At 73.8% G+C, this 24,184-nt stretch carries 20 protein-coding genes; 8 read left to right on the top strand and 12 right to left on the bottom strand.

The genetic code is table 11. From position 1 onward, the window contains the following. Positions 1-71 precede the first annotated feature (71 nt). Genes ABZ659_RS11150 through ABZ659_RS11135 form a run of 4 tightly spaced genes read left to right on the top strand, consistent with a single transcriptional unit; the run spans position 72 to position 8,375 of the window. Entirely contained in the window at positions 72-1,754 is a 1,683-nt protein-coding gene (locus tag ABZ659_RS11150) for a TIGR02677 family protein (RefSeq protein ID WP_360216445.1), read from the top strand. Beyond that, entirely contained in the window at positions 1,751-3,001 is a 1,251-nt protein-coding gene (locus tag ABZ659_RS11145; protein WP_360216442.1) for a TIGR02678 family protein, read from the top strand. The genes ABZ659_RS11150 and ABZ659_RS11145 overlap by 4 nt, the downstream gene beginning before the upstream one ends. Then, complete coding sequence (locus ABZ659_RS11140; protein WP_360216439.1) at positions 2,998-7,113, top strand: TIGR02680 family protein; 4,116 nt, start codon at positions 2,998-3,000, stop codon at positions 7,111-7,113. The genes ABZ659_RS11145 and ABZ659_RS11140 overlap by 4 nt, the downstream gene beginning before the upstream one ends. After that, positions 7,110-8,375: a TIGR02679 family protein gene (locus tag ABZ659_RS11135; RefSeq protein WP_360216436.1), complete on the top strand. Its 1,266-nt coding sequence runs from the start codon at positions 7,110-7,112 to the stop codon at positions 8,373-8,375. Before ABZ659_RS11140 ends, ABZ659_RS11135 begins: the two co-directional genes overlap by 4 nt. 408 nt (positions 8,376-8,783) lie before the next feature. Here ABZ659_RS11135 and ABZ659_RS11130 read toward each other — a convergent pair whose 3' ends face one another. From ABZ659_RS11130 to ABZ659_RS11085, 10 genes are all read right to left on the bottom strand, one after another. Then, positions 8,784-9,602: a TlpA disulfide reductase family protein gene (locus tag ABZ659_RS11130; protein WP_360216433.1), complete on the bottom strand. Its 819-nt coding sequence runs from the start codon at positions 9,600-9,602 to the stop codon at positions 8,784-8,786. Between the two features lie 93 nt (positions 9,603-9,695). Next, a complete protein-coding gene (locus ABZ659_RS11125; protein ID WP_360216430.1) occupies positions 9,696-10,292 on the bottom strand; it encodes a TetR/AcrR family transcriptional regulator in 597 nt (198 codons plus the stop codon). A gap of 97 nt (positions 10,293-10,389) precedes the next feature. After that, the gene (locus ABZ659_RS11120; protein WP_360216427.1) at positions 10,390-11,136 is read right to left on the bottom strand and encodes an anti-sigma factor; all 747 of its coding nucleotides are present in this window, start codon (positions 11,134-11,136) and stop codon (positions 10,390-10,392) included. Beyond that, positions 11,133-11,717 carry a sigma-70 family RNA polymerase sigma factor gene (locus ABZ659_RS11115; RefSeq protein ID WP_360216424.1) on the bottom strand — a complete coding sequence of 195 codons (585 nt, stop codon included), beginning with the start codon at positions 11,715-11,717 and terminating at the stop codon, positions 11,133-11,135. The genes ABZ659_RS11120 and ABZ659_RS11115 overlap by 4 nt, the downstream gene beginning before the upstream one ends. Before the next feature lie 70 nt (positions 11,718-11,787). After that, the gene (locus tag ABZ659_RS11110; protein ID WP_360216421.1) at positions 11,788-12,450 is read right to left on the bottom strand and encodes a fasciclin domain-containing protein; all 663 of its coding nucleotides are present in this window, start codon (positions 12,448-12,450) and stop codon (positions 11,788-11,790) included. 59 nt (positions 12,451-12,509) lie between these two features. Continuing rightward, positions 12,510-14,087: a molybdopterin-dependent oxidoreductase gene (locus tag ABZ659_RS11105; protein WP_360216418.1), complete on the bottom strand. Its 1,578-nt coding sequence runs from the start codon at positions 14,085-14,087 to the stop codon at positions 12,510-12,512. 166 nt (positions 14,088-14,253) lie between these two features. After that, positions 14,254-14,520: a DUF4235 domain-containing protein gene (locus tag ABZ659_RS11100; protein ID WP_360216415.1), complete on the bottom strand. Its 267-nt coding sequence runs from the start codon at positions 14,518-14,520 to the stop codon at positions 14,254-14,256. Between the two features lie 4 nt (positions 14,521-14,524). Then, positions 14,525-14,992, bottom strand: a complete 468-nt coding sequence (locus tag ABZ659_RS11095; protein WP_360216412.1) for a DUF3618 domain-containing protein — start codon at positions 14,990-14,992, stop codon at positions 14,525-14,527. Next, a complete protein-coding gene (locus ABZ659_RS11090) occupies positions 14,989-15,432 on the bottom strand; it encodes a phage holin family protein (RefSeq protein WP_360216409.1) in 444 nt (147 codons plus the stop codon). The genes ABZ659_RS11095 and ABZ659_RS11090 overlap by 4 nt, the downstream gene beginning before the upstream one ends. Before the next feature lie 37 nt (positions 15,433-15,469). Beyond that, positions 15,470-16,501, bottom strand: a complete 1,032-nt coding sequence (locus ABZ659_RS11085; protein ID WP_360216406.1) for a YihY/virulence factor BrkB family protein — start codon at positions 16,499-16,501, stop codon at positions 15,470-15,472. A gap of 228 nt (positions 16,502-16,729) precedes the next feature. On the opposite strand from ABZ659_RS11085, the gene ABZ659_RS11080 reads away from it, so the two are divergent. From ABZ659_RS11080 to ABZ659_RS11070, 3 genes are all read left to right on the top strand, one after another. Then, positions 16,730-18,796, top strand: coding sequence for a flotillin family protein (locus tag ABZ659_RS11080; RefSeq protein WP_360216888.1), 2,067 nt, complete (start codon positions 16,730-16,732; stop codon positions 18,794-18,796). Between the two features lie 205 nt (positions 18,797-19,001). Next, complete coding sequence (locus tag ABZ659_RS11075; protein ID WP_360216403.1) at positions 19,002-19,514, top strand: hypothetical protein; 513 nt, start codon at positions 19,002-19,004, stop codon at positions 19,512-19,514. Positions 19,515-19,595: 81 nt separating this feature from the next. Further along, complete coding sequence (locus ABZ659_RS11070) at positions 19,596-21,029, top strand: SPFH domain-containing protein (RefSeq protein WP_360216400.1); 1,434 nt, start codon at positions 19,596-19,598, stop codon at positions 21,027-21,029. A gap of 51 nt (positions 21,030-21,080) precedes the next feature. On the opposite strand, the gene ABZ659_RS11065 is transcribed toward ABZ659_RS11070, so the two are convergent. Further along, entirely contained in the window at positions 21,081-21,773 is a 693-nt protein-coding gene (locus ABZ659_RS11065; protein WP_360216397.1) for an ANTAR domain-containing protein, read from the bottom strand. Between the two features lie 304 nt (positions 21,774-22,077). On the opposite strand from ABZ659_RS11065, the gene ABZ659_RS11060 reads away from it, so the two are divergent. Further along, positions 22,078-23,034: an anti-sigma factor RsbA family regulatory protein gene (locus ABZ659_RS11060; protein WP_360216394.1), complete on the top strand. Its 957-nt coding sequence runs from the start codon at positions 22,078-22,080 to the stop codon at positions 23,032-23,034. A 12-nt stretch (positions 23,035-23,046) separates the two neighbouring features. On the opposite strand, the gene ABZ659_RS11055 is transcribed toward ABZ659_RS11060, so the two are convergent. After that, a complete protein-coding gene (locus ABZ659_RS11055) occupies positions 23,047-24,087 on the bottom strand; it encodes a rod shape-determining protein (RefSeq protein WP_360216391.1) in 1,041 nt (346 codons plus the stop codon). Between the last annotated feature and the right edge of the window lie 97 nt (positions 24,088-24,184).

Genomic DNA, 24,184 nt, shown 5'->3' with positions numbered 1-24,184 from the left:
ACGCACACCCTGCGTGAATGTCTGGCCACGGTTGCCGTGAGGGGGTATGCGTTAGGGAGAATCGCAGGACGATGACGTCACAGCCTGCCGAACCCCATCCCGTCGAGTCCACCGAGCCCGCCTCCTACGCACCTTTCGCGCACCTCACCGTGCCCCACACCGCCCTCTACCGTCAGGTGATGGGCGTGTTCATGGCGGCCAAGGAGCGGTTCGCCGTGCATCTGCGGCCTGAGGAGGTGCACGCGGCGCTGGACCGGGAGCACCGGCCCACCGACCTGGACGCCGTGGTCAAGGCGCTGGACAGCCTCGTGGAGTGGGGCAATCTGCGGGCGGACCCGGACACCTCCCGGGTCACCGCGGTCGAGGACTTCTACCGTAAACGCTTCATCTACCAGCTCACCCGGGCAGGCGAGGCCGCCGAGCGGGCGCTGTCGGCGTACGACGAGGCGCTGGGGCGGCGCGGCGCGCTGCAGGCGGTGGCACTGCACGACATCGTGACGCAGTTGCGAGCCCTGCTGGTGCTCGCCGCCGAGCAGGAGGAGGGCGAGCCGGACGCGGCCAAGGCGCACCTGGCGCTGTCCGCGCTGACCAGCCGGTTCGAGGCACTGGCCGAGAACGCGCGGGCGTTCATGGGCTCGCTGCAGCGCACCATCGACCTGCACGGTGTCGAGGTGGAGGTGTTCCTCGCCTACAAGGACCGGCTGATCCAGTACCTGGAGCGGTTCATCCAGGACCTGATCACCCTCGGCGGACGGATCGCACGGCTCATCGGCGAGCTGGAGGAGCAGGGCGGCGTCGGCGTGCTGCTGCGGCTGGCGGCGGCCCGGGAGGCGGGGGACGCCGCTCCGGACGAGGCGGAGACCGCCGAGGCGCGGGCGCACGAGCGGTGGGCGGCGAAGTGGGAGGGACTCGCGGCCTGGTTCGTGTCGGCGGACGGCCGCGAGTCGCAGGCACGGCTGCTGCGCGGACGCGCGCTGGGGGCGATCCCCCAGCTCCTCGCTGTCGTACGGCAGCTGAACGAGCGCCGGGCCGGACGCTCGGACCGGTCCGCGGACTTCCGCACCCTGGCCCGCTGGTTCGCCGAGGCCCCCGACGACGAGGCACGGCACCGGCTGTGGCGCGCGGCCTTCGGGCTCTATCCCGCCCGCCACCTCACCGTCGACGCCGACACCCTCGCCGAGCGCGCCGCCCGTCCGGTGGCCGCGTCGGTCCCGTGGGCCGAGGCCGAGCCGCTGCGGATCAGCCCGCAGCTGCGCCGCACGGGGAGCTACGAGCGGCGCGGCAAGCCGCGCCGCGTGCAGGACCGGTCCGAACAGCGGCGGCGGCTGGCGGAGATCGCCGCCCAGCAGGCGGAGGAGATCGCCGCCGCCCGCGCCCGGCTGGCGACCGACGGCACCACCCGGCTGTCCGAGCTGGGAGAACTCGACCCGGTGGCCTTCCGCCTGTTCCTGGGACTGCTCGGCGACGCCCTCGCCACGTGGCGGCCCGGCGTCACGACGACCGAGGCGACCAGCAACGACGGCACGATGGAGGTCCGGCTCACCGCCCTGGACGACGGCACGACCGCGGAGATCCGCACGCCGGGCGGGGTGTTCCGGGGGCCCGACCACACGGTCGAGATCATCGACTTCAGCCTGAGCACCGAGCACCGCGGTGCGGGAGGCACGATGACCAACCCGGGCGGTCGTCCCGGCACTCACCGGCATCCCGCCCCGAGCCTCGCGAGGCCCGTCGAAAGGAGACTCCACCGGTGACCACGCCCCTGGGCGAGGTGCTCGACGGTCGGCGTACCGCCGAGTTCCACAAGGCCGCCCGCGCCCTGCTGAAGGAGCCGCTGCTGCTCGCCCGCGGTCCGCGTGCCGACGCCCACCGCCTGGTGCGACAGCACGCCGCTGAACTGCGCGACTGGTTCGACCGCAACACCGGCTGGTCGCTGCGGGTGGACGCCGAGGCCGCCCGGCTGCGCAGGACGCCCGGCACCCTGGCCGACCCGACCCACCCGGCGCGCGAGGCGTCCCGCGCCGGTGCGCCGTTCAGCCGCCGCCGCTACGTGCTGCTGTGCCTGGCGCTGGCCGCGCTGGAACGCGGCGAGGCGCAGATCGCGCTCGGCCGTCTCGCCGAGCAGGTGGTGCTGGACGCCGCCGACCCCCATCTCGCCGCCGCAGGGCTGGAGTTCACGCTGGAGCGGCGCGACGAGCGCCTCGACCTCGCCGCCGTCGTACGGCTGCTGCTGCGGTACGGGGTGCTGCGGCGGGTCGCCGGGGACGAGGACGCCTACGTCAGCGGGTCGGGCGACGTGCTGTACGACGTGGAGCGCCGGGTTCTCGCCGGGCTGCTCGCCGCCCGCCACGGTCCGTCGATGATCACCGCCGACGGCTTCGAGGAGCGGCTGGCCGCACTCACCGCGGAGAGTGCCCTGGACAGCGACGAACTGCGGTTCCGCGCCATCCGCCAGACGCTGACCCGCCGCCTCCTCGACGACCCGGTGCTGTACTACGACGAGCTGACCGACGACGAGCTGGCCTACCTGACCCGCCAGCGCGCCTTCCTCACCGCGCGGATCACCGAACTGACCGGCCTGGTCGCCGAGGTACGGGCCGAGGGCATCGCCATGGTCGACCCCTTGGACGACCTCACCGACGTACGTATGCCGGAGCAGGGCACCCACGGGCACGTCACCCTGCTGCTCGCCGAGCACCTCGCCGCCGCGGACGGCGAGGTGAGCCGGGGCGAACTGGAGCGCCGGGTACGGGAACTGGCCGCCGAGCACGGCGGGTACTGGTCCAAGAGCGCCAAGCAGCCCGGCGCCGAAGGAGAGCTGGTCGAGCAGGCGCTGGCCAAGCTGACCGCGCTCGGACTGGCGACCCGCACTCCCGGAGGCGCGGCCCCGCTGCCCGCGCTCGCGCGGTACGCGGTCGGAGAGACCGTCGTAGCGGAACCGGGAGACCGCACGTCCCGTAAGACCCCCCGCGACGCCCAGCGAAAGGCCCCCCAGCCGTGACCGCCCTTCCCCAGCCCGCGCCCGGCCGGTGGCGGCCACTGCGCGTCGGCCTGGTCGACCTCTTCTACTACGACACCGAGGAGTTCTGGTTCCGCGACGGCCGCCTGCTGCTGCGCGGCAACAACGGCACCGGCAAGTCCAAGGTGCTCGCCCTCACCCTCCCGTTCCTGCTGGACGGCGACCTGTCGGCGCGCCGGGTGGAGCCCGACGCCGACCCGGGCAAGCGCATGGAGTGGAACCTGCTGCTCGGCGGCGAGCACCCGCACCCCGAGCGGCTCGGCTACACCTGGATCGAGTTCGGCCGCGTGGACGAGGACACCGGACAGGCCCGTTTCCGCACCCTCGCCTGCGGACTCAAAGCCGTGGCGGGCCGAGGCATCGCCCGCCACTGGTACGCGGTCACCGACCAGCGCGTCGGCCTGGACCTCAGCCTGCTCGACGCGACCGGCACCGCGCTGTCGCGTGACCGGCTCGCCGAGGCGGTCGCCGGGCACGGCATGGTGTACGAGACGGCCACGGCGTACCGCAGGGCGGTGGACGAGGCACTGTTCGGGCTCGGCGAGCGGCGCTACGCCGCCCTCGTCGACCTGCTCGTCCAGCTGCGTCAGCCGCAGCTGTCCAAGCGTCCCAACGAGGCGGCGCTGTCCCGCGCGCTGACCGAGGCGCTGCCGCCGATGGACCAGGCGGTGATCGCGGATGTGGCCGAGGCGTTCCGCTCCCTGGACGAGGAGAAGGAGGAGCTGCGGGCGGCCGCCGAGGCGGAGCGCGCGGCCTCCGCCTTCCTCGACCACTACCGGCGTTACGCCCGCGTCGCCACCCGCCGCAGGGCCCGGCTGCCCCGCAGCGAGCACGCCCGCTACGAACAGCTGCACCGCGACCTCGCCCAGGCCCGCGCCGAGCGGGAGGGGGCCGAGCGGGACCGTGCGGCGGCGGCCGAGCGGACGGCCCAGCTGGAGGAGACCGCCACCCGTCTGAAGGCGCAGGACGCGGCGCTGCGCGAAGGCCCCGAGATGCGCAGCGCCCGCGAACTGGAGCAGGCGGCGGCCGACGCCCGCCGCACCGCGGGGGAGCTGGCCCGCACCGAGGCGGACCGGCGGCAGGCGGCCGAGGCGCACACTCGGGCGCTGGGCCGCCTTCGGACGGCCGAGCGGCGGCTCGCGGCGGCCGAGGAGCAGGTCGCGGACATGCTGGCCCGTGAGCGGGGCGCGGCAGCCGCGGCCCGTCTCGACGGCGAGCCGCGCACCGACGGCGTGCCAGAGGCCGAACTGCGACGCGCCGCCGAGGAGTCGGTGGCCCGCAGACGGCGCACCATCGACCACGTGGAGGAGCTGGCTGCCCGAGCCGACCAGGCCGCCGCCGAACGGCGCGCCGCCGCCCGCCGCCTGGACGAGGCGGAGACCGAGGCCGGCCACACCGCGCGGCGGCAAGCCGAGGCGGCGGAGAGCGCGGACGCGGCGGGTGCGGATCTCGTCGCCGCCGTCCGCGCCCACCTGGACACCTGCGAGGAGCTGGCCGTCGCTGATCCCGCCGGGCTGCTGGACGGTCTGCAGGACTGGGTGACGCACCTGCAGGGACCGTACCCGTCACGGGAGGAGGCCGGTGCGGCGCACCGCGCGCGGGCGGCGCACCTGGCCGACCGGGCCGCCGCCCTGGGGCAGGAGCTGGCCGGACTCCAGACCCGGCGTGCCGAGGCCGAGCGGGAGCTCGCCAGTCTGGAGGCGGGCGGCCAGCGGTGGCCCGCGGCGCCTCACACCCGTACGCCCGGAGTCCGCGACCAGGCCCCGGGGGCTCCCCTGTGGCGGCTGGTCGACTTCCGCGACCACGTCACCGCCGCGGAACGTGCGGGCCTGGAGGCGGCGCTGGAGGCCTCCGGGCTGCTGGACGCCTGGGTGCGCCCGGACGGCACCGCCGTGCACGCGGACGGACACGACACGCTGCTCGCGCCGGGTGCTCCCCTGGGCGGGCCGACTCTCGCGGACGTGCTGCGCCCCGCCGTGGGCCACGGCGACCCTCCCCCAGAGGGGGTACTCCCATCGACGGCCGTGGGCGAGCAGATGGTGGCCAGCCTGCTCGCCCGCGTGGGCCTGGGCTCCGGCGGGGACACCTGGGTGGCGGCGGACGGCCGCTTCCGCGTCGGCGCGCTGACCGGCAGCTGGCGGAAACCGGCAGCCACCTACGTCGGCGAGGGCGCCCGCGAGGAGGCGCGCCGGGCCCGGATCGCCGCCTTGCGCGGTGAGCTCGCGGCCCTGGACGGGGACACGGGCCGCCTCGAAGCGGAGCGTGCCACGGTCGCCCGGCGCCGGAGCACCCTGGACGCCGAACTGGCCGGCGTCCCCGACGACGCCGGGCTGCGCCACGCGCACGCCCTCGCCGCCGCGGCCGCGGACGCCGCCCACCGCGCCCGAGCCCGCCGCGACGAGAGCGCCGCCGCCCTCGCCGAGGTGACCCGGCAGGAGGCCGAGGCCGCCACCGAACGCGACGACTCGGCCGCCGCGGTGAACCTGCCCGCCGACCGGGCCGGCCTGACCGCCGTCCGCCAGGCGCTGGCCGACTACACCGCCGTCCTCGCCGCCCTGTGGCCCGCGCTGCGCGAGCGCGCCGACGCGACGCGGGCCGTCGCCGACGAACGCGCCGAGGCTGGACGGGCAGGCGCCAGAGTGGCCGAACTGGCCGAGCGCGCCGAGGAGTCGGCCCGCCTCGCGGCTGCCGCGGACGAGCGTCAGGCCACCCTGCGCTCCACCGTCGGCGCCGCCGTCGCGGAGCTGGAGCGGCGCCTCGCCGAGACCGCTCGGGCGCTGGCCGCCTGCGAGCGCGAGCAGCGCCGGGCACGCGAGGACCACACGGCCGCCGACCGGCGCGCCCACCTGGCACTCGGGCACATCGAACGCCTGGAAGTGGACGTCCACGAGGCGACCGAGGCCCGCGCCGAGGCCATCGCCGCGCTCCAGCGTTTCGCGGGCACCGGGCTGCTGGCCGTCGCCCTGCCCGAGGTGGCCGTACCGCCCCTGGACGCCGGTCCGTGGGCCGCCACCCCGGCCGTGGCGCTGGCCCGCGCGATCGAGGCCGAACTGTCCGGGACCGACGACTCCGACGGCGCCTGGGAGCGCGTGCAGAAGCGGCTCAGCGAGGAGTACAAGAAACTCCAGGACGCCCTGTCCCGTGGCGGCCACAGCGCCTCCGCCCGGATGGTCGAGGACGGCATGGTCGTCGAGATCGTCTACCAGGGTCGCGAGCGCGCCGTCCCCGAGCTCGCCGAGGCCCTCGCCGCGGAAGTGGCCGAGCTGACCCGCATCCTGTCCGCGCACGAACGGGAGATCCTCGAAACACACCTGATCACCGAGGTCGCCGGCACCCTGCAGGAACTGATCGGCGCCGCCGAGCGCCAGGTGCGGGCCATGAACGCGGAACTCAAGGAGCGGCCCACCTCCACCGGCATGAGGCTGCGGCTGCTCTGGCGGCCCTCGCGCAAGGCGCCGGCGGGGCTCTCCCAGGCCCGTGAGCGGCTGCGCCAGTCCGCCGACGCCTGGACACCCGGGGACCGGGCGGCGGTCGGCGAGTTCCTGCAGGCCGAGATCGCCCGCCGGCAGTCCGAGGACACGGCGGGCAGCTGGCTGGAGGTGCTCACCGCGGCCCTCGACTACCGGGCCTGGCACGAGTTCGGCATCGAACGCCACCAGCACGGCACATGGGTCCCGGCCACCGGACCCGCCTCCGGCGGCGAACGCGTCCTCGCCGTCTCGGTACCGCTGTTCGCCGCGGCCTCCTCGCACTACGCCACCGCCGTACCGCACGCTCCCCGCCTGGTCGCCCTGGACGAGGCCTTCGCCGGCGTCGACGACGACTCCCGCGCCAAGTGCCTGGGCCTGCTGCACGCCTTCGACCTGGACGTGGTGATGACCTCCGAACGCGAATGGGCCTGCTACCCGCAGGTTCCGGGCATCGCCATCGCCCAGCTCTCCCGCGTCGACGAGATCCCGGCGGTCCTGGTGACCCGCTGGGAGTGGGACGGCGCGCATCGGCTGCGGGGCAGCGACCCCGGCCATGGGCTGATGACCCTCCCCGCGCAGACCGCCGCGTCCGCTCCGGAGCACCAGGACGGCCTGTGGGCGTGACCGAGAACACGAGCACGCCGCCTGGCGGGGCCTCGTCGCCCCGCGACCGCGACCGCCTGGCCCGCCTCCTCGGCGGCCCCGAACTCGCCTGGTTCGTCGACCGGGTACGCCGCCGCATGGCCCGGGACGAACCCCTCACCGGACCCGTCACCCTGTCCGACCCCACTCCCGCACAGCGCGAGGCCGCCGAACGCCTGCTGGGCCGCGCCCCGGGCGCCGGACGCTCACTGCGCATACGCCTCGACGCGGTGGACGCCGTCCTGCGCCGCTCCGGCGCCGGCCCCGACGGCCTGGCCGCCGCCGTCACCGCCCTCACCGGGCCCGTCCCCCGCCTCGCCGAGGTACGCGAGCAGGAGGAACACGCCTGGCGGGAGGCCTACGCCCCGCTCGACACCTTGACCCGTGCCGTCAGACCCGAACTGGCCCCCTGGGCTGACCGGTTGCGCGGCGACGGACTCGTCCGCAGGCTCGCCCGCACTCCGCAGGCTGCGAAGAGGCTGCTGGACGACATGGCCGAGGCCCTGCGCCGCCTGCCGGCCGAGCCTGCCGTGTCCCTGCCCGTCTTCGCCGCCGACGCGTTCGGCGACGCCCACGCCCTCGACGACGGCACCCCGCTCGCGACCCTCGTCCTGTCCGGCGTCCGCGCCCTGACCGGCTTCCCGGACGGCACCGGAGCCGAGTGGCGCCGTGAGGCCTGGGCCTCGGCGGGCCTCCTCAAGGACGCCCTGTCCTCCACCGTCCTCACCCTGGGCCTGCGCGGCACGCCCCCGCTCGACTGGGCGGCGGGCACCGGGGAGCCGGCCGTCCTGACACTGCGCCAGCTCGCCCACCTCCCCCCGCGTACGGCTCCCGCGGCAGTCCACGTGTGCGAGAACCCCGCCGTCCTCGGCGCCGCGGCCGACAGCCTGGGCGCCGTAAGCCCGCCCCTTGTCTGCCTCCAGGGCCAGCCCTCGGCCGCCGCCCTCACCCTGCTGCGTCACCTGCACACCCACGGGAGCACACTGCTCTACCACGGCGACTTCGACTGGGGCGGCCTGCGCATCGCTACCGCCCTGCTCCGTCGCGTCCCCTGGCGCCCCTGGCGCTACACGGCCGCCGACTACCGCGCCGCGGCCGCCGCCACCCCGCTCGCCCCGCCCCTGACCGGCACACCCGCCACCGCCCCATGGGACCGCGAACTCCGCCCAGCCCTCACCGAACTCGGCGTGCGGGTCGAGGAGGAGGCGGTGCTCGGGGACCTGCTGGCCGACCTCGCGCCCTGACCCCGGGCGCTCGGGCAGGGCCTTCGGCCCACCACGGCCGGGCAGACGGGGGACGAGCGCCGAACGCGGCGGCAGCGCGCGAGCCGTCCCGGTACCGTCACCGACGGACCCCACGAGGGAGACGACACCTGAAAGACGGTCGGGCGTCGCCCGGTTCCGGGGGTTCGTCACAGTCGGCGCGGCCGACGGGTGAGGTCGACGGGCGCGACGTGACCGTGGTCGCTCGACGTGCGCCCGCGGCGTCTCGACGGCGTTCCCGCGCGGGCGGCGGTGACAGGCTTCGCTTCCCGCTCCGGTGCCGCGGGCTCGCCAGCCCGAACCCGTCGCCGCAGCTCCGCGGCGCTCACTGACGCCGAAGCCGTGCTCGCCTGTTCACGCACCCTGTTCGGATCACTGCTCGTGCCGGTGTCAGAGCAGTGCCGCCAGTAGGCCCGCCGTCACCGCGCAGACGATCAGGGCGGCGGTCGCGGCGGCGGGGCCCCGTCGGTCCGTGGGGAGGTGGGGGAAGAGGCGTGAGAGTGCGCCGAGGACCGCGAGTGGGGGTGCCGCGCGCCAGACGTCGTGGCCGGTTCTGCTTCCGGCGGCGGTGACGATGCCCGGGAGGTGTCCGACGGCGCGGAGCAGGGGTCCTGCCATGGCCCTGCTGCGGCCGGGTACGGCACTTCCGGACGCCGTCTGTTCCAGGGCTTGCCGCAGGGCCGTCTCGTCGTTGGCCCAGTGGGCGCGGAAGGTGATGGTTCCGGTCGGGTCGACGAGGTAGGCGGAGTTCGGCTTCGGGGTGAGGGCGCGGTGCAGGGTGCCTTCGATGTCGTCGACCGCGACCTCGAAGGGGATGCCGTGGTGGTGGCGCAACCGCTGGGCGTGCCGGTACTTCTCGGCGGCGGTGGTCGGCTGGCGGATCGTCTGTCCGGGGTGCGCCTCGCGGGTGTTGACCAGGACGAAGCGGACCTGCTCGCCGAAGCGGGCGTGGAGTCGCTTGAGTACGGGCACGGCGCTCTCGGTGACGGGGCAGGTGCGTGATCCGAAGACCATGAGCACCGGTCGTGGGCCCAAGGCGTGCGAGGCGAACCGGTCGCCGTCCAGGGTGGGCAGGTCGAACTCCGGCAGACGGCTGCCGGGGCCGGGGGCGTCGCGGCCGAACGTCATGTCGTCGATCAGCAGGCGGGTGCTGAAGCGTTCGAAGCGGTAGTCCGGGGCGGGGTGCCGTGGGGGACGGTGCGGGGTCAAGGTGTCTCCTTGGGAGCGTCCGGCTGTTTGATTGACCGTTCGGTCAAGTCGATGGGCAGGGGAGAGTGGAGTCCCGCGTGGGGATGGGTGGGCTCAGGGGGTGGGGGCCTGGACCAAGGTGCGGATCGTCGTCCTGGACTCGGCGACGAGCGTGGGTCTGTCGTATGCCTTGGCCATGAGGGTGACGCCCTGGAGGTAGGACAGGGCGCGCAGTGCCGCCGCGTCGGGGTCGACTTCCGCGGGGACGTGCCCTTCGAGTACGGCCTCGGCGACGGCGTCGCGGAAGTACCGCTGCCATGCCGTCAGGATCTCCGCGATCCTGGCCGACGCCTCACCGGGACGTCCGGACAGTTCGAGGGCGAGGTTGCCGATGGGGCAGCCCGGGACGGCGCCCATCTGGTCCCGGGCCGCGGTCAGCATTCCGGCGAATCCGCCGACGAAGGCGTCGATCCGCTCCAGTGGCGGGGCCTCGCTGTCGAACGCCTCGTCCAGGAGCGCCTTGAGGAGTTCCCAGTTCGCGTCGAGCACGGCGAGGCCGACGGCCTCCTTGGAGGGGAAGAAGTGGTACAGGCTGCCGCGGTGCACCCCCGCCTCGCGGCACAGGTCCCCGATGCCGACCTCGGCGAACGACGAACCGTGGATCAGCGCGCGCGCCGTCCGTACGAGGCGGGTGCGGGTGTCGTTCGTCATCAACCCTCCACTTGACTGACCGGTCAAATATCTAGCAGATTGTTGACCGGTCAGTCAAGCGAAGGGCGGGGTGCGGTGGTCGTTCCCTCCAGCGGGCTCAGGTCGGCAGGCTGAGCAGCGCGACCGGTTCGGACGTGGGGTGGGTGGAGCCGCCCGCTGGTTCGACGGTGAGGCCCACGGCCGAGGCCGCGTTGGGTGAGCCCTTGAGGATGACGGCCTGGCCGGTGTCGGGAGCGGTGGCCGCCAGGCCCGCCGGACGCATGTCGCCGTCCACCTGGTACCACGCCTGGTAGACCTTGCCCGGTGGGGGCGCCGGCAGGTCCGTGAGGAGGACCGCCTGGTCGCGGCTCGCGGAGACGACGACCGTGGTGCGGGAGCCGTCCGGCAGGCGGGTCGAGTGCGTTTCGGCGTCCGGGGCGCCCATGACGGCGAGGAAGTCGTCCAGTTGGCCGCGTGCCTCCCGGGCCCGGGTGGTGGCGTCCTCGGCGCGGTCGTGCTGCCACACCGCGATGCCGCCGAACGCCGTCGCCGCCGCCAGGCAGGCGGCCAGCGCGAGGCGGGGGAGCCGGCGGCGCAGGGTCGTGGACGGTGTGCGGAGCCGGGGGACGGGGGTGGCCTGGCGGACCGTGCGGATGCGGTGGAGGACCTGTGACCTGGAGGTGCTCGCGGGGCTCACCGCGACCGCGGCGGCGAGGCGGGCGGCGGTGGCGGTGAACTCGGCCACCTCGTCCCGGCAGGCCGCGCACGCCGTCAGGTGCTGCTCGAACAGGGCGCGTTCGTCGTCGGGCAGCGCGTGCAGGGCGTAGGCGCCGGTGAGGGTGTGCGGGTCGGCCTTGGTGTTCATGCGCTCACTCCCAGGCAGTCGCGCAGCCGGATCAGGCCGTCGCGCAGACGGGTCTTGACCGTGCCCAGCGGGACGGACAGTTGTTCGGCGACCTCGCGGTACGTGAGTCCCCGGTAGTAGGCGAGGGTGACCGACTGGCGTTGCAGCTCCGTCAGGGTGCGCATGCAGCGGCGTACCTGCTCGTGTTCGAGGCGGTGCTCGACCTCCTCGCTCACCTCGTCGTACTCGGGTGTCTGGTCCAGCGCCGCGGCCCGGTGGTCGCGGGCCGCGGACGCCTCCGCGGAGCGGACCCGGTCGATGGCGCGCCGGTGGGCGAGGGTGAGCACCCAGTTGGTGACGGAACCCAGGTCGGGGCGGTAGCGGGGGGCGGTACGCCACACCTCCACCAGGACGTCCTGGGCGACCTCCTCGGACTGCGCCAGATCGCGCAGCACCGCGCGGACCACCCCCAGGACGGCGGGGGCGACGGCGTCGTAGAGGGCGGCGAAGGCGTCCGTGTCGCCGCGGGCCACCTCGTGCACCAGCGTTTCGAGGTCCGGCCGCCGGGGCGGTGGGGTGCCAAGGAAGATCGGCTCTTGCACGGGTTCCGTCCTGGGGCTCAAGGGAGGAGGGGAGGTCCGCCGGGGGGCGCCCGGCGGACCGGCGTACTCGTCAGCTCTCGGGCATCAGGACAGTGTCGATGATGTAGACGTTGGCGTTGGCCGTCCTGACGTTGCCGCAGACCACGTTGGCGGAGTCGTTGACCTTGTACTCCTCGGCCGAGCCGGAGGTGGTCAGCCGGGACTTCTCCAGCGTGTCGAAGGAGCCGTTCTCCAGGTCGGCCGGGGCCAGCTTCTGCCCGACGACGTGGTAGGTGAGGATCTTCGTCAGCTGCTCCTTGTCGTTGAGGACCTTGTCCAGGTCGGCCTCCGGGATCTTCGCGAAGGCGTCGTTGGTGGGCGCGAACACCGTGATGTTCTCGGCGTTGTTGAGGGTGTCGACCAGCCCGGCCTTCTGCACCGCGGTCACCAGCGTGGACAGCGCCGGGTTGTTGGAGGCGGCGGTGGCGACCGGGTCCTGGGCCATCCCGTCGAAGGAACCCGCGCCGTCCTCGGGGACGGACGCGCAGGCCGGGCCGAACGGCTCGTCCATGGCCGCGGTCTCGCCCGCGGCGTCCTCGCCCGCGTCGGACGCCGCGGCCGGGGCGGACGTCGCGCTGCTCGCAGAGTCCGAGGTGGCGGAGTCGCCGCCGTCGTCCGAGCAGGCGGCGAGGCCCAGCGGCAGGACGGCGGACGCGGTCACGGCGATGGCGATACGGCGGATACGGGTGTTCATGATCTGGTCTCTCCTGAGGGGTTTGTTAGGGAAGGGGACAGGGGTCGGGGTGCGAGGGTTCAGTCGACGGTGACCACCACCGAGTGCCAGCCGCTGGCGCCGTCGGGGATGGTCCGGGCGCGTCGCTCGGTCTGCACCGCACCGGAGCCGTCCGTGGCACGGACGGTGAGGGTGTGGCCGCCCTTGGTGGCCCGCCAGGGGAAGGACCACTGCCGCCAGGTGTCGCGGGAGTCCTCGGCGGCGAGCCGGGCCGGCTGCCAGGGGCCGTCGTCGACGCGGATCTCGACCTTGTCGATGCCGCGGTGCTGGGCCCAGGCGACTCCGGCGACCATGACGGTCCCCGCCTCCGGCCGCGCGAAGGGCTTCGGGGTGTCGATCCGGGACTGCGTCTTGATCGGGGCCCGCCGCGCCCAGTCCCGCTTGACCCAGTAGGTGTCGTAGTCGTCGAACGTGGTGAGTTCGATGTCCTCGATCCACTTGCAGGCGGAGACGTAGCCGTACAGGCCCGGGACGACCATGCGGACGGGGAAGCCGTGCTCGAAGGGGAGCGGCTGGCCGTTCATGCCGACGGCGAGCAGGGCGTCACGGCCGTCCAGCACGTCCTCGACGGGGCTGCCGAGCGTCATGCCGTCCACCGAGCGCGCCACCAGCTGGTCGGCCGGGCCGCCCCGGGACGGCGGTCGCACACCGCAGTCGGCGAGCAGGTCGGCCAGGCGTACGCCGATCCAGCGGGCGTTGCCGACGTACGGGCCGCCGACCTCGTTGGAGACGCAGGTGAGCGTGATGTCCCGCTCGACCAGTTCGCGGCGCAGCAGGTCGTCGAAGGTGAGGGTGGCGGGCCTGGTGACTCCCTTGCCGTGGACGCGCAGGCGCCAGGCGGTGGCGTCCACCTTGGGCACCACCAGGGCGGTGTCCACGCGGTAGAAGTCCTCGTTCGGGGTGAGGAAGGGGCTGACGCCGCCGAGTCGTAGCCGGGCGCCCTTGGGGACCGGGCGGGCCGGGGAGGCGGGGGGCGGGAGGACGACGTTCGCGCGGGAGGCCGCCGCGTCCCGGCCGCGGTCGCCGTTCAGGGCGCGGCCTCCGAGCCCGGCACCGGCCGACGCGGCGGCCACGGCGGTCGCCGCGGTCAGGAACCGGCGCCGGTCCCAGGAGGTCGGGGGTGCGGGGGTGGGGCGTAGGCAGCCGAGAAGGGCGTAGAGGACCAGCGCGGCGGCTACCGCGCCCACCAGGGACGGGAGCGCGTCGGCGGGGCCGGTGGAGTCCGGGCGGCTGGTCGCGGCGACGGCTCCCACGGCGCCCAGGAGCAGGACCCCGGCGGGACCGGCGTAGCGGTAGCGGAGTCCGAGGAGGCCCAGCGCCACCGCGAGGAGTCCGAGGGCGGTGAGGATGCCGAGCTGGAGGACCAGTTTGTCGTTGGTGCCGAAGGTGCGGATCGCCCAGTCCTTCACCGCGGCGGGCGTGCGGTCGATCGCCGCGCCGCCGACCGCGACGACCGGACCGGCCTGCGGCCTCACCCACGCCGCCACCAGTTCGGCGACGGCCAGGGCGGTGCACCCGGCGAGCAGGCCGCTGAGGGCGGCCAGCGCCCGGCGAGCCCAGCGGCGGGGGGTGCGCGTAGTCCTGTCGTCGTCCGTCACGTGGGGAATCCGGCGCCGGACGGGGTGCGGATTGGTCCGGCACCCGATCGGATGAAAAGTGTGCCGTGGACCAATCCGCGCAGGTCCGGGCTACGGATATACCGTCACGCGTACCTCCGGCGGCCGGGCGGTGGCCCGGCGGCGGGCCGGGGCGGGGCCGGGGGGCTCAGCCCGGCCAGGTTCCCGTCAGGCGGCGGGTCGCGGCCGCGCCGCCGCGGTCGACGACCGCCTTGATGCCCGCGAAGAGCGCGCCCTGGAGGACCGCGGCGACGACGACCTCGCGCCAGGTGCGTTCCTCGTCGGTGGCGTCGGGGGCGTCCTCGTCGTGGCCGAGGACCTTCCAGGACTGCTTGAACAGGGCGCCCGCGAGCACGCCGCTGAGGGCGCCCAGGGCCAGGCCGACCGGCTTGTAGGCGAGCTTGGAGGCTTTCACCGGGTCACTTCCTTCCGGTCCAGCCGGTCTTCCCGACCTGCCCGACCTGCCCGACCTTCCCGTTCTTGGCGGTCCTCACGGCCCGCGCGGCCTCCTCGGCCCAAGCGGTCTTTCCGACCTTCCCGACCTGCCCGACCTGCCCGGTCTTCACAGTCTTCGCGGTCCTGACGGCCCGCGCGGCCTCCTCGGTCCATCCGGTCTTCCCGAACTTCCCGGTCTTCCCGAACTTCCCGGACTTCTCCGGTCGCCAGGTCAGCCAGACGACCGCGGCGATGACGCCCAGGGCCGTGACGGCCGTTCCGGTGAGCGCGGCGCGGTGGTCGCCCGCCTGCTGCTTGACCTCCTCCGCCTTCTTCCGGGCGCGGGCCTTGACGTCGGTCTTGTGGGCCAGGGCCTCCACGGTGTGGCCCAGTTCCTCGCGGGTGTGCTCGATCTGGGCCCGCAGTTCCTCGGTGCTGGTCTGTCCGCTCATCGGTGCGCGCTCCCCTTGATCTCGGCCACGTCCGCCTTGACGTTGGCGATGGTCTGTTCCGGCGCGGCGGGCGAGGCCTTCTTGAACTGCGCCTTCCCGGTCACGGCCAGCACCGCGGCGATCAGGCCGAGCGCCCCGGTCACGATCAGCGCGGCGGCCCACACCGGCAGCGGTACGGCCAGTCCGGCGATCGCGGCGGCGACCCCCGCCTGGAGCATCAGGAAGCTGACGAGCCCGGCGCCGCCGAAGAGTCCGCCGCCCTTGCCGTAGCGCCTGCCCTTCTGGGCCATCTCCGCGCGGGCCAGCTGCATCTCGCTGCGCACCAGCTCGCTGAGCTGCCGGGACGCCTGCTGCACCAGCTCGCCGACGGGCTGTTCGTGGGAGCGGTGGTGGCCGTTCTGGGAGACTTCGGTGAAACGGGGTGCCTGCTGAGTCGACATGGGTTCTCCTGTGTGAGCCGGTGTGAGCGGGGCGGGGTCAGGGTTCGTTCAGGCGGCGGCGGTCCGTCTCGTCCCACTTGGCCGTGTCGCGTGGCTGGGTGTACGGCTCCGCGTCCGCTGGGTGGCCGCCCTCGACGGCCCGTTGACGCGCGGTCTCGGCGTCGAACTCCAGGCCCAGCAGGATCGCCAGGTTGGTGATCCACAGCCACACCAGGAAGACGATGACGCCCGCCATGGTGCCGTAGGTCTTGTTGTACGAGGCGAAGTTGGCGACGTAGATCGCGAACCCGGCGGAGGCGACCAGCCAGATGACCAGGGCGAGGAAGCTGCCCGGGGTGATCCAGCGCCAGCCCTTCACCTTGGCGTTGGGACTCGCCCAGTACAGGAGCGCGATCATCAGGGTGACCAGGACGACGAGGACCGGCCACTTGGCGATCGACCACACGGTCAGCGCCGTGTCCCCGATACCGAGGGCGTCCCCGACCCGGTCGGCCATGCTGCCGGTGAGGACCACGATCAGCGCGGTGACGACGGCCAGGACCAGCAGGGAGAGGGTCAGCAGGAAGCGGACCGGCAGGACCTTCCAGACCGGGCGGCCCTCGGGCATGTCGTAGACGGCGTTGGAGGTGCGGATGAACGCCGCGACGTAGCCGGACGCCGACCACACCGCCAGCACCAGACCGACGATCGCCATGATCGAGCCGACGCCGGAGTTGTTCTGGAGCTGCTGGACCGCGTTGGTGAGGATGTCGCGGACCGCGCCGGGCGCGAACTGGTCGATGTTCTCCAGCACCTTGTCCGTGGTCGACTTCCCGGCCAGGCCGAGCAGCGACACCAGGACCAGCAGCGCCGGGAACAGCGCGAGCACCGCGTAGTACGTCAGTGCCGCCGCGCGGTCCGTCAGCTCGTCGTCCTTGAACTCCCGCAGGGTGCCCTTCAGCACCGCGCGCCAGGAGCCCTTCGACAGTTTCGTGGGTGCGCTCGGGGCGTCACGCTCCACCTCGGGTCCCGGCCCGGGGGCCGGTTCCGCGGCGTTATGCTTTCGTCCTGGCAGGTGGAGTTTGGCCATGGCGGCCGGGTATCCCGGTTTCAGGTGTTTTATGTAAGCGTGGTGAAGCGGTACGGGGTGGGGTGCGTGTGCGTCGTCCGGCACTCCTCGACGGGCCAAGACTGCCGGGAGTCGGCAATGCGGCAGTCATGAGACCTGGGTCAGGATGGGGGCGCGAGAACGCGAGGGGCGTTTCTCATGCCGGACACCGGCAGCGTCCCCCTTTTCACCGACTTCAAGGACTTCCTCATGGATGCCATGACCCTGGGCATCGGCGTGCTCGTCGTCGCCCTCGTCGCCGCCGTGCTGCTGCTGGTGCTCGTCTCCCGGCTGTTCCGCAAGGTCGAACAGGGCAAGGCGCTGATCGTCTCCAAGATGCGCAAGGTCGACGTGACCTTCACCGGGCAGGTCGTGCTGCCGGTGCTGCACAAGGCCGAGGTCATGGACATCTCGGTGAAGACCATCGAGATCACCCGGGCCGGGCGGGAGGGGCTGATCTGCCGCGACAACATCCGCGCCGACATCCGGATCTCGTTCTTCGTGCGGGTCAACAAGACCGTCGAGGACGTCGTCAAGGTCGCGCAGGCCGTCGGCACCGCCCGGGCCAGCGACCGGGAGACGTTGCAGGAGCTGTTCCACGCCAAGTTCTCCGAGGCGCTGAAGACCGTCGGCAAGCAGCTCGACTTCACCGACCTCTACACCAAGCGCGAGGAGCTGCGGTACCGGATCATCGAGGTCATCGGCGTCGACCTCAACGGCTACCACCTGGAGGACGCGGCGATCGACTACCTGGAGCAGACGCCGCTCACCCAGCTCGACCCCGCCAACGTCCTCGACGCCCAGGGCATCCGCAAGATCACCGAGCTGACCGCCGTGGAGCACGTGCGCACCAACGAGTTCCAGCGCCACGAGGAGAAGGAGATCACCCGGCAGAACGTCGACGCCCGCGAGGCCATCCTGGAGCTGGAGCGGCGGCAGGCGGACGCGGAGACCAAGCAGCGCCGGGAGATCGAGACCGTACGCGCCCGTGAGGAGGCCGAGACCGCGCGGGTCGTGGAGGAGGAGCGGCTGCGCGCGCAGAGCGCCTTCCTGCGCACCGAGGAGCAGCTCGGCGTGCAGCGCGAGAACCAGGCCCGTGAGGTCGCCGTCGCCGCGAAGAACCGCGAGCGGGTCATCGCCATCGAGAACGAGCGCATCGAGAAGGACCGCGTCCTGGAGGTCATCGCCCGCGACCGGGAGACCGAGCTGACCCGGATCGCCGCGTCCAAGGAGGTCGAGGCGGAGAAGCGGGACATCGCCGAGGTCATCCGGGAGCGCGTCGCCGTGGACCGCACCGTCGCCGAGCAGGAGGAGTCCATCAAGCGGCTGCGGGCCGTGGAGGAGGCCGAGCGGGAGCGGCAGGCCGTCATCATCGCCGCCGAGGCGGAGGCGCAGCAGAAGCTGGTCAAGGACATCAAGGCCGCCGAGGCCGCCGAGCAGGCCGCCACCCACCGCGCCGCCGAGGAGCTGACGCTCGCCGAGGCCCGGCTGAAGTCCGCCGACCTCGACGCCCGCGCCAGGCTGCGGCTCGCCGAGGGCGTCCAGGCCGAGTCCGCCGCCGAGGGGCTGGCCGCGGTGCAGGTACGGGACAAGGAGGCCGAGGTCCTCGAGAAGGTGGGCCGCGCCGAGGCCGAGGCCACCGAGGCACGGCTGCGGGCGGAGGCCGAGGGCGCCCGGCTCAAGGCGCTCGCCGACGCCGAGGCCATCAGCGGCAGGCTGAAGGCGGAGGCCGCCGGGCTCACCGAGAAGGCCGCCGCGATGGCCGCCCTGGACGAGGCGTCCCGCGGGCACGAGGAGTACCGGCTGCGCCTGGAGGCGGAGAAGGACATCCGGCTCGCCGGGCTCGACGTGCAGCGGCAGGTCGCCGAGGCGCAGGCGACGGTCCTCGCGACCGGTCTGGAGGGCGCGGACATCAACATCGTCGGCGGCGAGTCCGTCTTCTTCGACCGGCTGATGTCGTCCATCGCGCTCGGGAAGAGCGTGGACGGGTTCGTCCGGAACTCCGACACCGCGCGGGCGCTGGCCGGGCCCTGGCTGGACGGCACCGCCAGCTTCACCGACGACCTCGGGCGGATCCTCGGGTCCGTCTCCACCTCCGACGTGCGGGACATGACCGTGTCGGCGCTGCTGCTGAAGCTGATGAACGGCGCCGGCGAGCACTCCGGCCAGGTCCGGGAGCTGCTCGACAAGGCCGGTCAGCTCGGCCTCGCCGACCTGCCGCTGACCGGCCTGAACGGCGCGCTGAGCGGAGCCCTGAACGGCGTACACCGGGACTGACGGACCGCGTACGCCGCACCGACCGGCCGGGGTCGACGCACGGGGGTCGACGACCCCGGCCACCAGCAGGGACGGCAGGCAAGCAAGTTCGGAAGGCGTACGTTGCCGGAAGGACGCAGTGCGCCGTCCTGGAACCACCTGCGAGCATCTGTTCGTCAACAGGGGTGACGGGCGCCACGGGGGAGCGGGAAAGGCGGTGGGGCGGATGACCTGGTTTCTGGGTCTCGGCATCGTGGGGGTCGTCCTCCTCGTCCTGTCCCTGGTCTTCGACGGCATCCTCGAAGGACTCCTCGACGGCTTCGGACTCGACGGCTTCCTCGACGGACTGCTGTCCCTGCCCGTCATCGCCGGATTCGTCGCCATGCTCGGCTTCACCGGCGCGATCGTCATGGGCGGCACCGGCCTGGGCGCCCTCGCGGCCACCGCCGTCGGCATCCCCGCCGGGCTCCTCACCGGCTGGCTCGCCTACCGGCTCAGCCGCGCGCTGATGAACGACCGCTCCGGTACGGCGCCCAGCGGCGGCGACCTGATCGGGGTCGCCGGGTCCGTCGTGACCGCCATCCCGGCCGACGGCTACGGCGAGGTGCTGGTGCGCCTCGCGGGCCAGACCGTGAAGCTCGCCGCGAAGAGCCCGGTGCCGCTGGCCCGCGGCACCGAGGTGTGGGTCGCCGAGACGCTCTCCCATACCGCGGTCGCGGTGCGCCAGGTCGAACGCTGACCCCGGTCGACCCTCCCGTTTCCACTCCACGCTTCACCCTTGTCAATCGCCGTCCCCCGGGGAGGGCTGAGGGGAACCACCATGAGTTCAGTCACCATCGCCGTCATCGGAGTCGTCGTACTCCTCGTCCTGCTCGCCCTCGTCGTCGTCACCCGCTACAAGGTGGCCGGGCCGAGCGAGGCGTTCATCGTCACCGGGCGGCGCGGCAAGAAGTCCACCGACCCCGAGACCGGCCGGATCTTCACCGACAACAGCGGGCAGAAGGTCGTCGTCGGCGGCGGCGTCTTCGTCGTCCCGTTCGTGCAGCAGAAGTTCACCCTCGACCTGTCCTCCCGGCACATCCCCGTGGCGGTGCGGGGCGCGGTCACGCTGCGCGGCATCAAGGCCCATCTCGAAGGCGTCGCCATCGTGAAGGTCGGCGGCACCGAGGACGCCATCCGGGCCGCCGCCCAGCGGTTCCTCGTCCAGCAGGACGGCATCGTCGGCTTCACCCAGGAAGTGCTCTCCGGCGCGCTGCGCGCGATCGTCGGCCGGATGTCCGTGGAGGACGTCATCCGCGACCGCGCCGCCTTCGCCGGGCAGGTCGCCGAGGAGGCCGAGGCCAGCCTGTCCGGGCAGGGCCTGGTCCTCGACGCCTTCCAGATCCAGGACATCACCACCGAGGGCTCCTACCTGGAGGACCTCGGCCGTCCCGAGGCCGCCCGCGCCAGGCAGGAGGCCGACATCGCCGAGGCCGTCGCCCGCCGGGCCGCCGAGCAGGCGCGGCTGAAGGCCGAGGAGGAGATCGCCGTCGCCCAGCGGACGTTCGCGCTGCGGCAGGCCGAGATCAAGGCCGAGACCGACGAGGCCGCCGCCCGAGCCGACGCCGCCGGACCGCTCGCCGAGGCCGCCCGCCGCCAGGAGGTCCTCGCCGAGCAGGAGAAGGTCGCCGAGCGGCAGGCCGCCCTCACCGACCGTGAGCTGGACACCAAGGTCCGCAAGCCCGCCGACGCCGCCCGCTACCAGGCCGAGCAGGAGGCCGAGGCCCGCAGGATCGGCCTGGTCAAGGAGGCCGAGGCAGCCGCCGACCGGGCCCGCCTGACCGGTGAGGGCGAGAAGGCGCAGCGCGCCGCGCTCGCCGAGGCCGTCCGCATCGAGGGTGAGGCCGAGGCCGCGGCGATCGGCGCCAAGGGGTCCGCCGAGGCGGAGGCCATGCGCAAGAAGGCCGACGCGTTCGCGCAGTACGGCGACGCGGCGGTGCTCCAGATGCTCGTCGAGGTGCTGCCGCAGGTCGTCGCCAAGGCGTCCGAGCCGCTGAGCGCCGTCGAGAAGATGACCGTCATCTCCACCGACGGTGCCAGCCAGCTCTCCCGCACCGTCGCCGACAACGTCGCCCAGGGCGTGGAACTCCTCAACGCCACCACGGGCGTCGACCTCGCCCAGCTCCTGAAGGGCATCACCCAGCGCACCGGTGACGACGCGCCCGCGCCCGCCGCCGAGGCCAACGCCAACGGGAAGATCGAGATCACCGGCTGACCGGCCACCCGCCAGCGGCCCCGGGGACGGCGACCGTCCCCGGGGCCGTTCTCAGCTCAGCCACCGCTTCAGGGCCGTACGCAGGGCCTCCCGCAGCTCCGCCGGGAGCGGCGGGCCGTCCGGGTGCTCCGTGCTGGCGGTGACCGAGGCGGCGACGGCGCGCAGCTTGGTGTTGGAGAGCTGCGACGCCTCGCGCAGGACCTCCCACGCCTGGTCGGAGCTGCAGCCGTGGGTGGCCATCAGGATGCCGCGGGCCTGGTCGATCACCGGCCGGGACGCGATGGCGAACCGCAGCTGCTCGATCTCCTCGCGCAGGCTGTGCAACTGCTCGGCGCGCTCCAGCGCCACCGCCGACGGCACGGGCGCCGGTGCGCAGGGCCTCGGGGTCTGCGGCGTGGCGGGGCGGGGCGGGGAGCGCAGCGGGTCGGTGGTGTCCAGGCCCGCGAGCTCCAGTATCCGCCGCGGCTGGCCGTTCCAGTGCCGGGCCGTGACCGGGACCAGCAACCGCTCCCCGTGGTCCCGCAGCGCCTTGAGGAAGTCCAGGCCCCCGGTGTCCATGAAGACCACCCCGGACATGTCCGCGTCGATCCGGGACAGGCCGGTCGGGAGGCCGTCCAGCGCCGTGGTCAGGGCGTCGGTACAGCCGTGCACGAGCTCGCCGCGCGTGGTGAGCACGGCTCGGCCCCCGTCCGTGTGGCAGGCGACGACGAGGGTGCTCCGCCGCCCGAGTGATGCCGTAGGCATGGGTGCCGTTGAGGTCATGTCACCGCCTTCTTCCGCGCCGTCCAAGTCGTCCTGCTGCCGCGTGCCGTGTGCCTGCCGCCTCTCTGCGGGGGTGGGCAACGGGGGGAGGACGCCCGTTGGCGTGCGCCTGCCCGCTGCCCGTCGCGGTACACCCGGACACCGCGCGTCCGGCGGCGACGACGACTGATTGACGGTGGCCCGGACGGGTACGAGCATCGTCTGAGCGCTCCCAGGAAAGGTGTGAACGGATGACCCGGCCCGGCCTCTCGGCGCGGGACCCGTCGGCGATCGAGGTGGCGATGTCATGACTGCGGTGACCGAACCCGAGGAGTCGTCCGCCCCGCCCGCCGCCTTCGGCCACCCGGCCCTCTTCTACGGCGGCCCGGGGGAGTACCTCGCGGCCACGGTGCCCTTCGTCCGGGACGGGCTGGCGGCCGGGGAGCCGGTGGCCGTGGCGGTGCCCGGCGCCCACCTCGCCCTGCTGCGGGACGCCCTGGAGGACGCCGCCGACGCCGTCCTGATGCTGGACATGTGCCAGGCCGGACGCAACCCCGGGCGGATCATTCCCGGAGTGCTACGCGCGTTCGCCGACGCCCAGCCGCCCGGCGACCGGGTGCGGATCATCGGCGAGCCGATCTGGACGGGCCGCACCCCCACGGAGTACCCGGCGTGCGCCCAGCACGAGGCGCTGATCAACGCCGCGTTCGCGGGCCGGGCGGCGACCGTCCTGTGCCCCTACGACGTCCGCGGCCTCGACGACCACGTCCTCACCGACGCCCGCGCCACCCACCCCACCGTCATCCGCGCCGGACGCGAGGAACCCAGCGCCGCCTACGACCCCGACGGCGTCGTCGCCCGCTACAACCAGCCGCTGCCGCCGGTGCCGGGCGCCCGGGACCTCGCCTTCGACTCGGCCTCGCTGTCCCGCACCCGGCACCTCGCCACCGCCGAGGCGGCCCGGCTCGGGCTGACCGGCACCCGCCTGGAGGACCTGGCGCTGGTCACCGCCGAGCTGACGACCAACAGCGTGGTGCACGGCAGCGGCTCGGGCCGGGTGCGGCTGTGGGCGGAGGACGGCCAGGTGGTCTGCGAGGTACACGACGGCGGACACCTCACCGACCCGCTGGCCGGACGCCGCCCCGCCCCCCGCGACCAGCGCGGCGGCCGGGGGCTCCTCCTGGTCAACCTGGTCGCCGACCTCGTACGCGTCCACACGGACGAGCGGGGGACGACGGTACGGTGCTGGTTCACCCGCGGCTGACGGGGCGCCGGTTCAGTCGGTGCTGAGCGGATCGAGCGCCAGCGGCTGGATCCGCCCCTCCAGCATGTAACCCAGCCCCTGTACGGCGCACACGTCCGGCCGTTCCGCGATGTGCACCGGCATTCCGGTGGCCTGCCGCAGCATCTGGTCGAAGCCGGGCAGCAGCGCGCTGCCGCCGACCATCATGATCCCGCGGTCGGCGAGGTCGGCCACCAGATCGGGCGGACAGTCCCGCAGCACCTTGCCGATACCGTCGAGGACGGCCGTCAGCGGCGTCTGGATGGCGTCCCGCACGGCCGCCGTCTCCACCCGCACACTGCGCGCCAGGCCGGTGGCGACGTCGCGGCCGTGGATCTCCGTGGACGCCGGGCCCTGCGGGGTGAGGCCGTTGCCGGACAGGGCGAGGGTGAGCGGCCGTACCGACTGGCTCGGCAGGATCAGCTCGTGTTCGAGCCGCAGGTGCTGCACGATCGCGTGGTCCACGGCCTCCCCGCCCACCGGGATCCGCTCGGCCGTCACGATCGCGCCCAGCGACAACACCGCGACCTGCGTCGTCGCCGCCCCGCACACCAGCACCATCGTCGCCTCCGGCTGCTCCACCGGCAGCCCGCAGCCCACCGCGGCGGCGATCAGCGTGTCCACCAGCTCCACCCGCCGCGCCCCGAGCCCCACCAGTGTCTCGATCGCCGCGCGCTGCGCCAGCGGGTCCGCGTCGTGCGGGGTGCAGCAGGCCGCCCGCAGCCGGGGCTTGCGGCGCAGCGCGCGGCGCACCTTGTCACCGAGCAGGTGCCGCAGCATCCGCTGGGCCATCTCGATGTCGACGACCGTGCCGCCCGACACCGGCCGGACGACCCGGATGTAGCTGGGGGTGCGGCCCGTCATCCGCTCCGCGAACTCACCCACCGCGATCAGCGCGCCGGTCCGGGTGTTCACGGCGGCGACGGACGGCTGGTCGACGACCAGTCCGGAGCCCTTCACATAGACACGGGTGCGGGCGGCGCCCAGGTCGACGGCGAAGTGGCAGCGGCGCAGCTGCTCCAGACTGGCGGTCATCGCAGTTCCTCCCGAGGGCGCAGACCGTGGGCTGCTTGGTGGCGGTCCCTCTTCGCATGGTGGGCAGGCGGTACCGAGGGCGCCTGTTGGAGGGGGC

Origin of the sequence: Streptomyces sp. NPDC006997 (assembly GCF_040635175.1) — a bacterium.
GTDB lineage: Bacteria > Actinomycetota > Actinomycetes > Streptomycetales > Streptomycetaceae > Streptomyces.
This window is presented reverse-complemented; position numbering and strand designations above follow the sequence as displayed.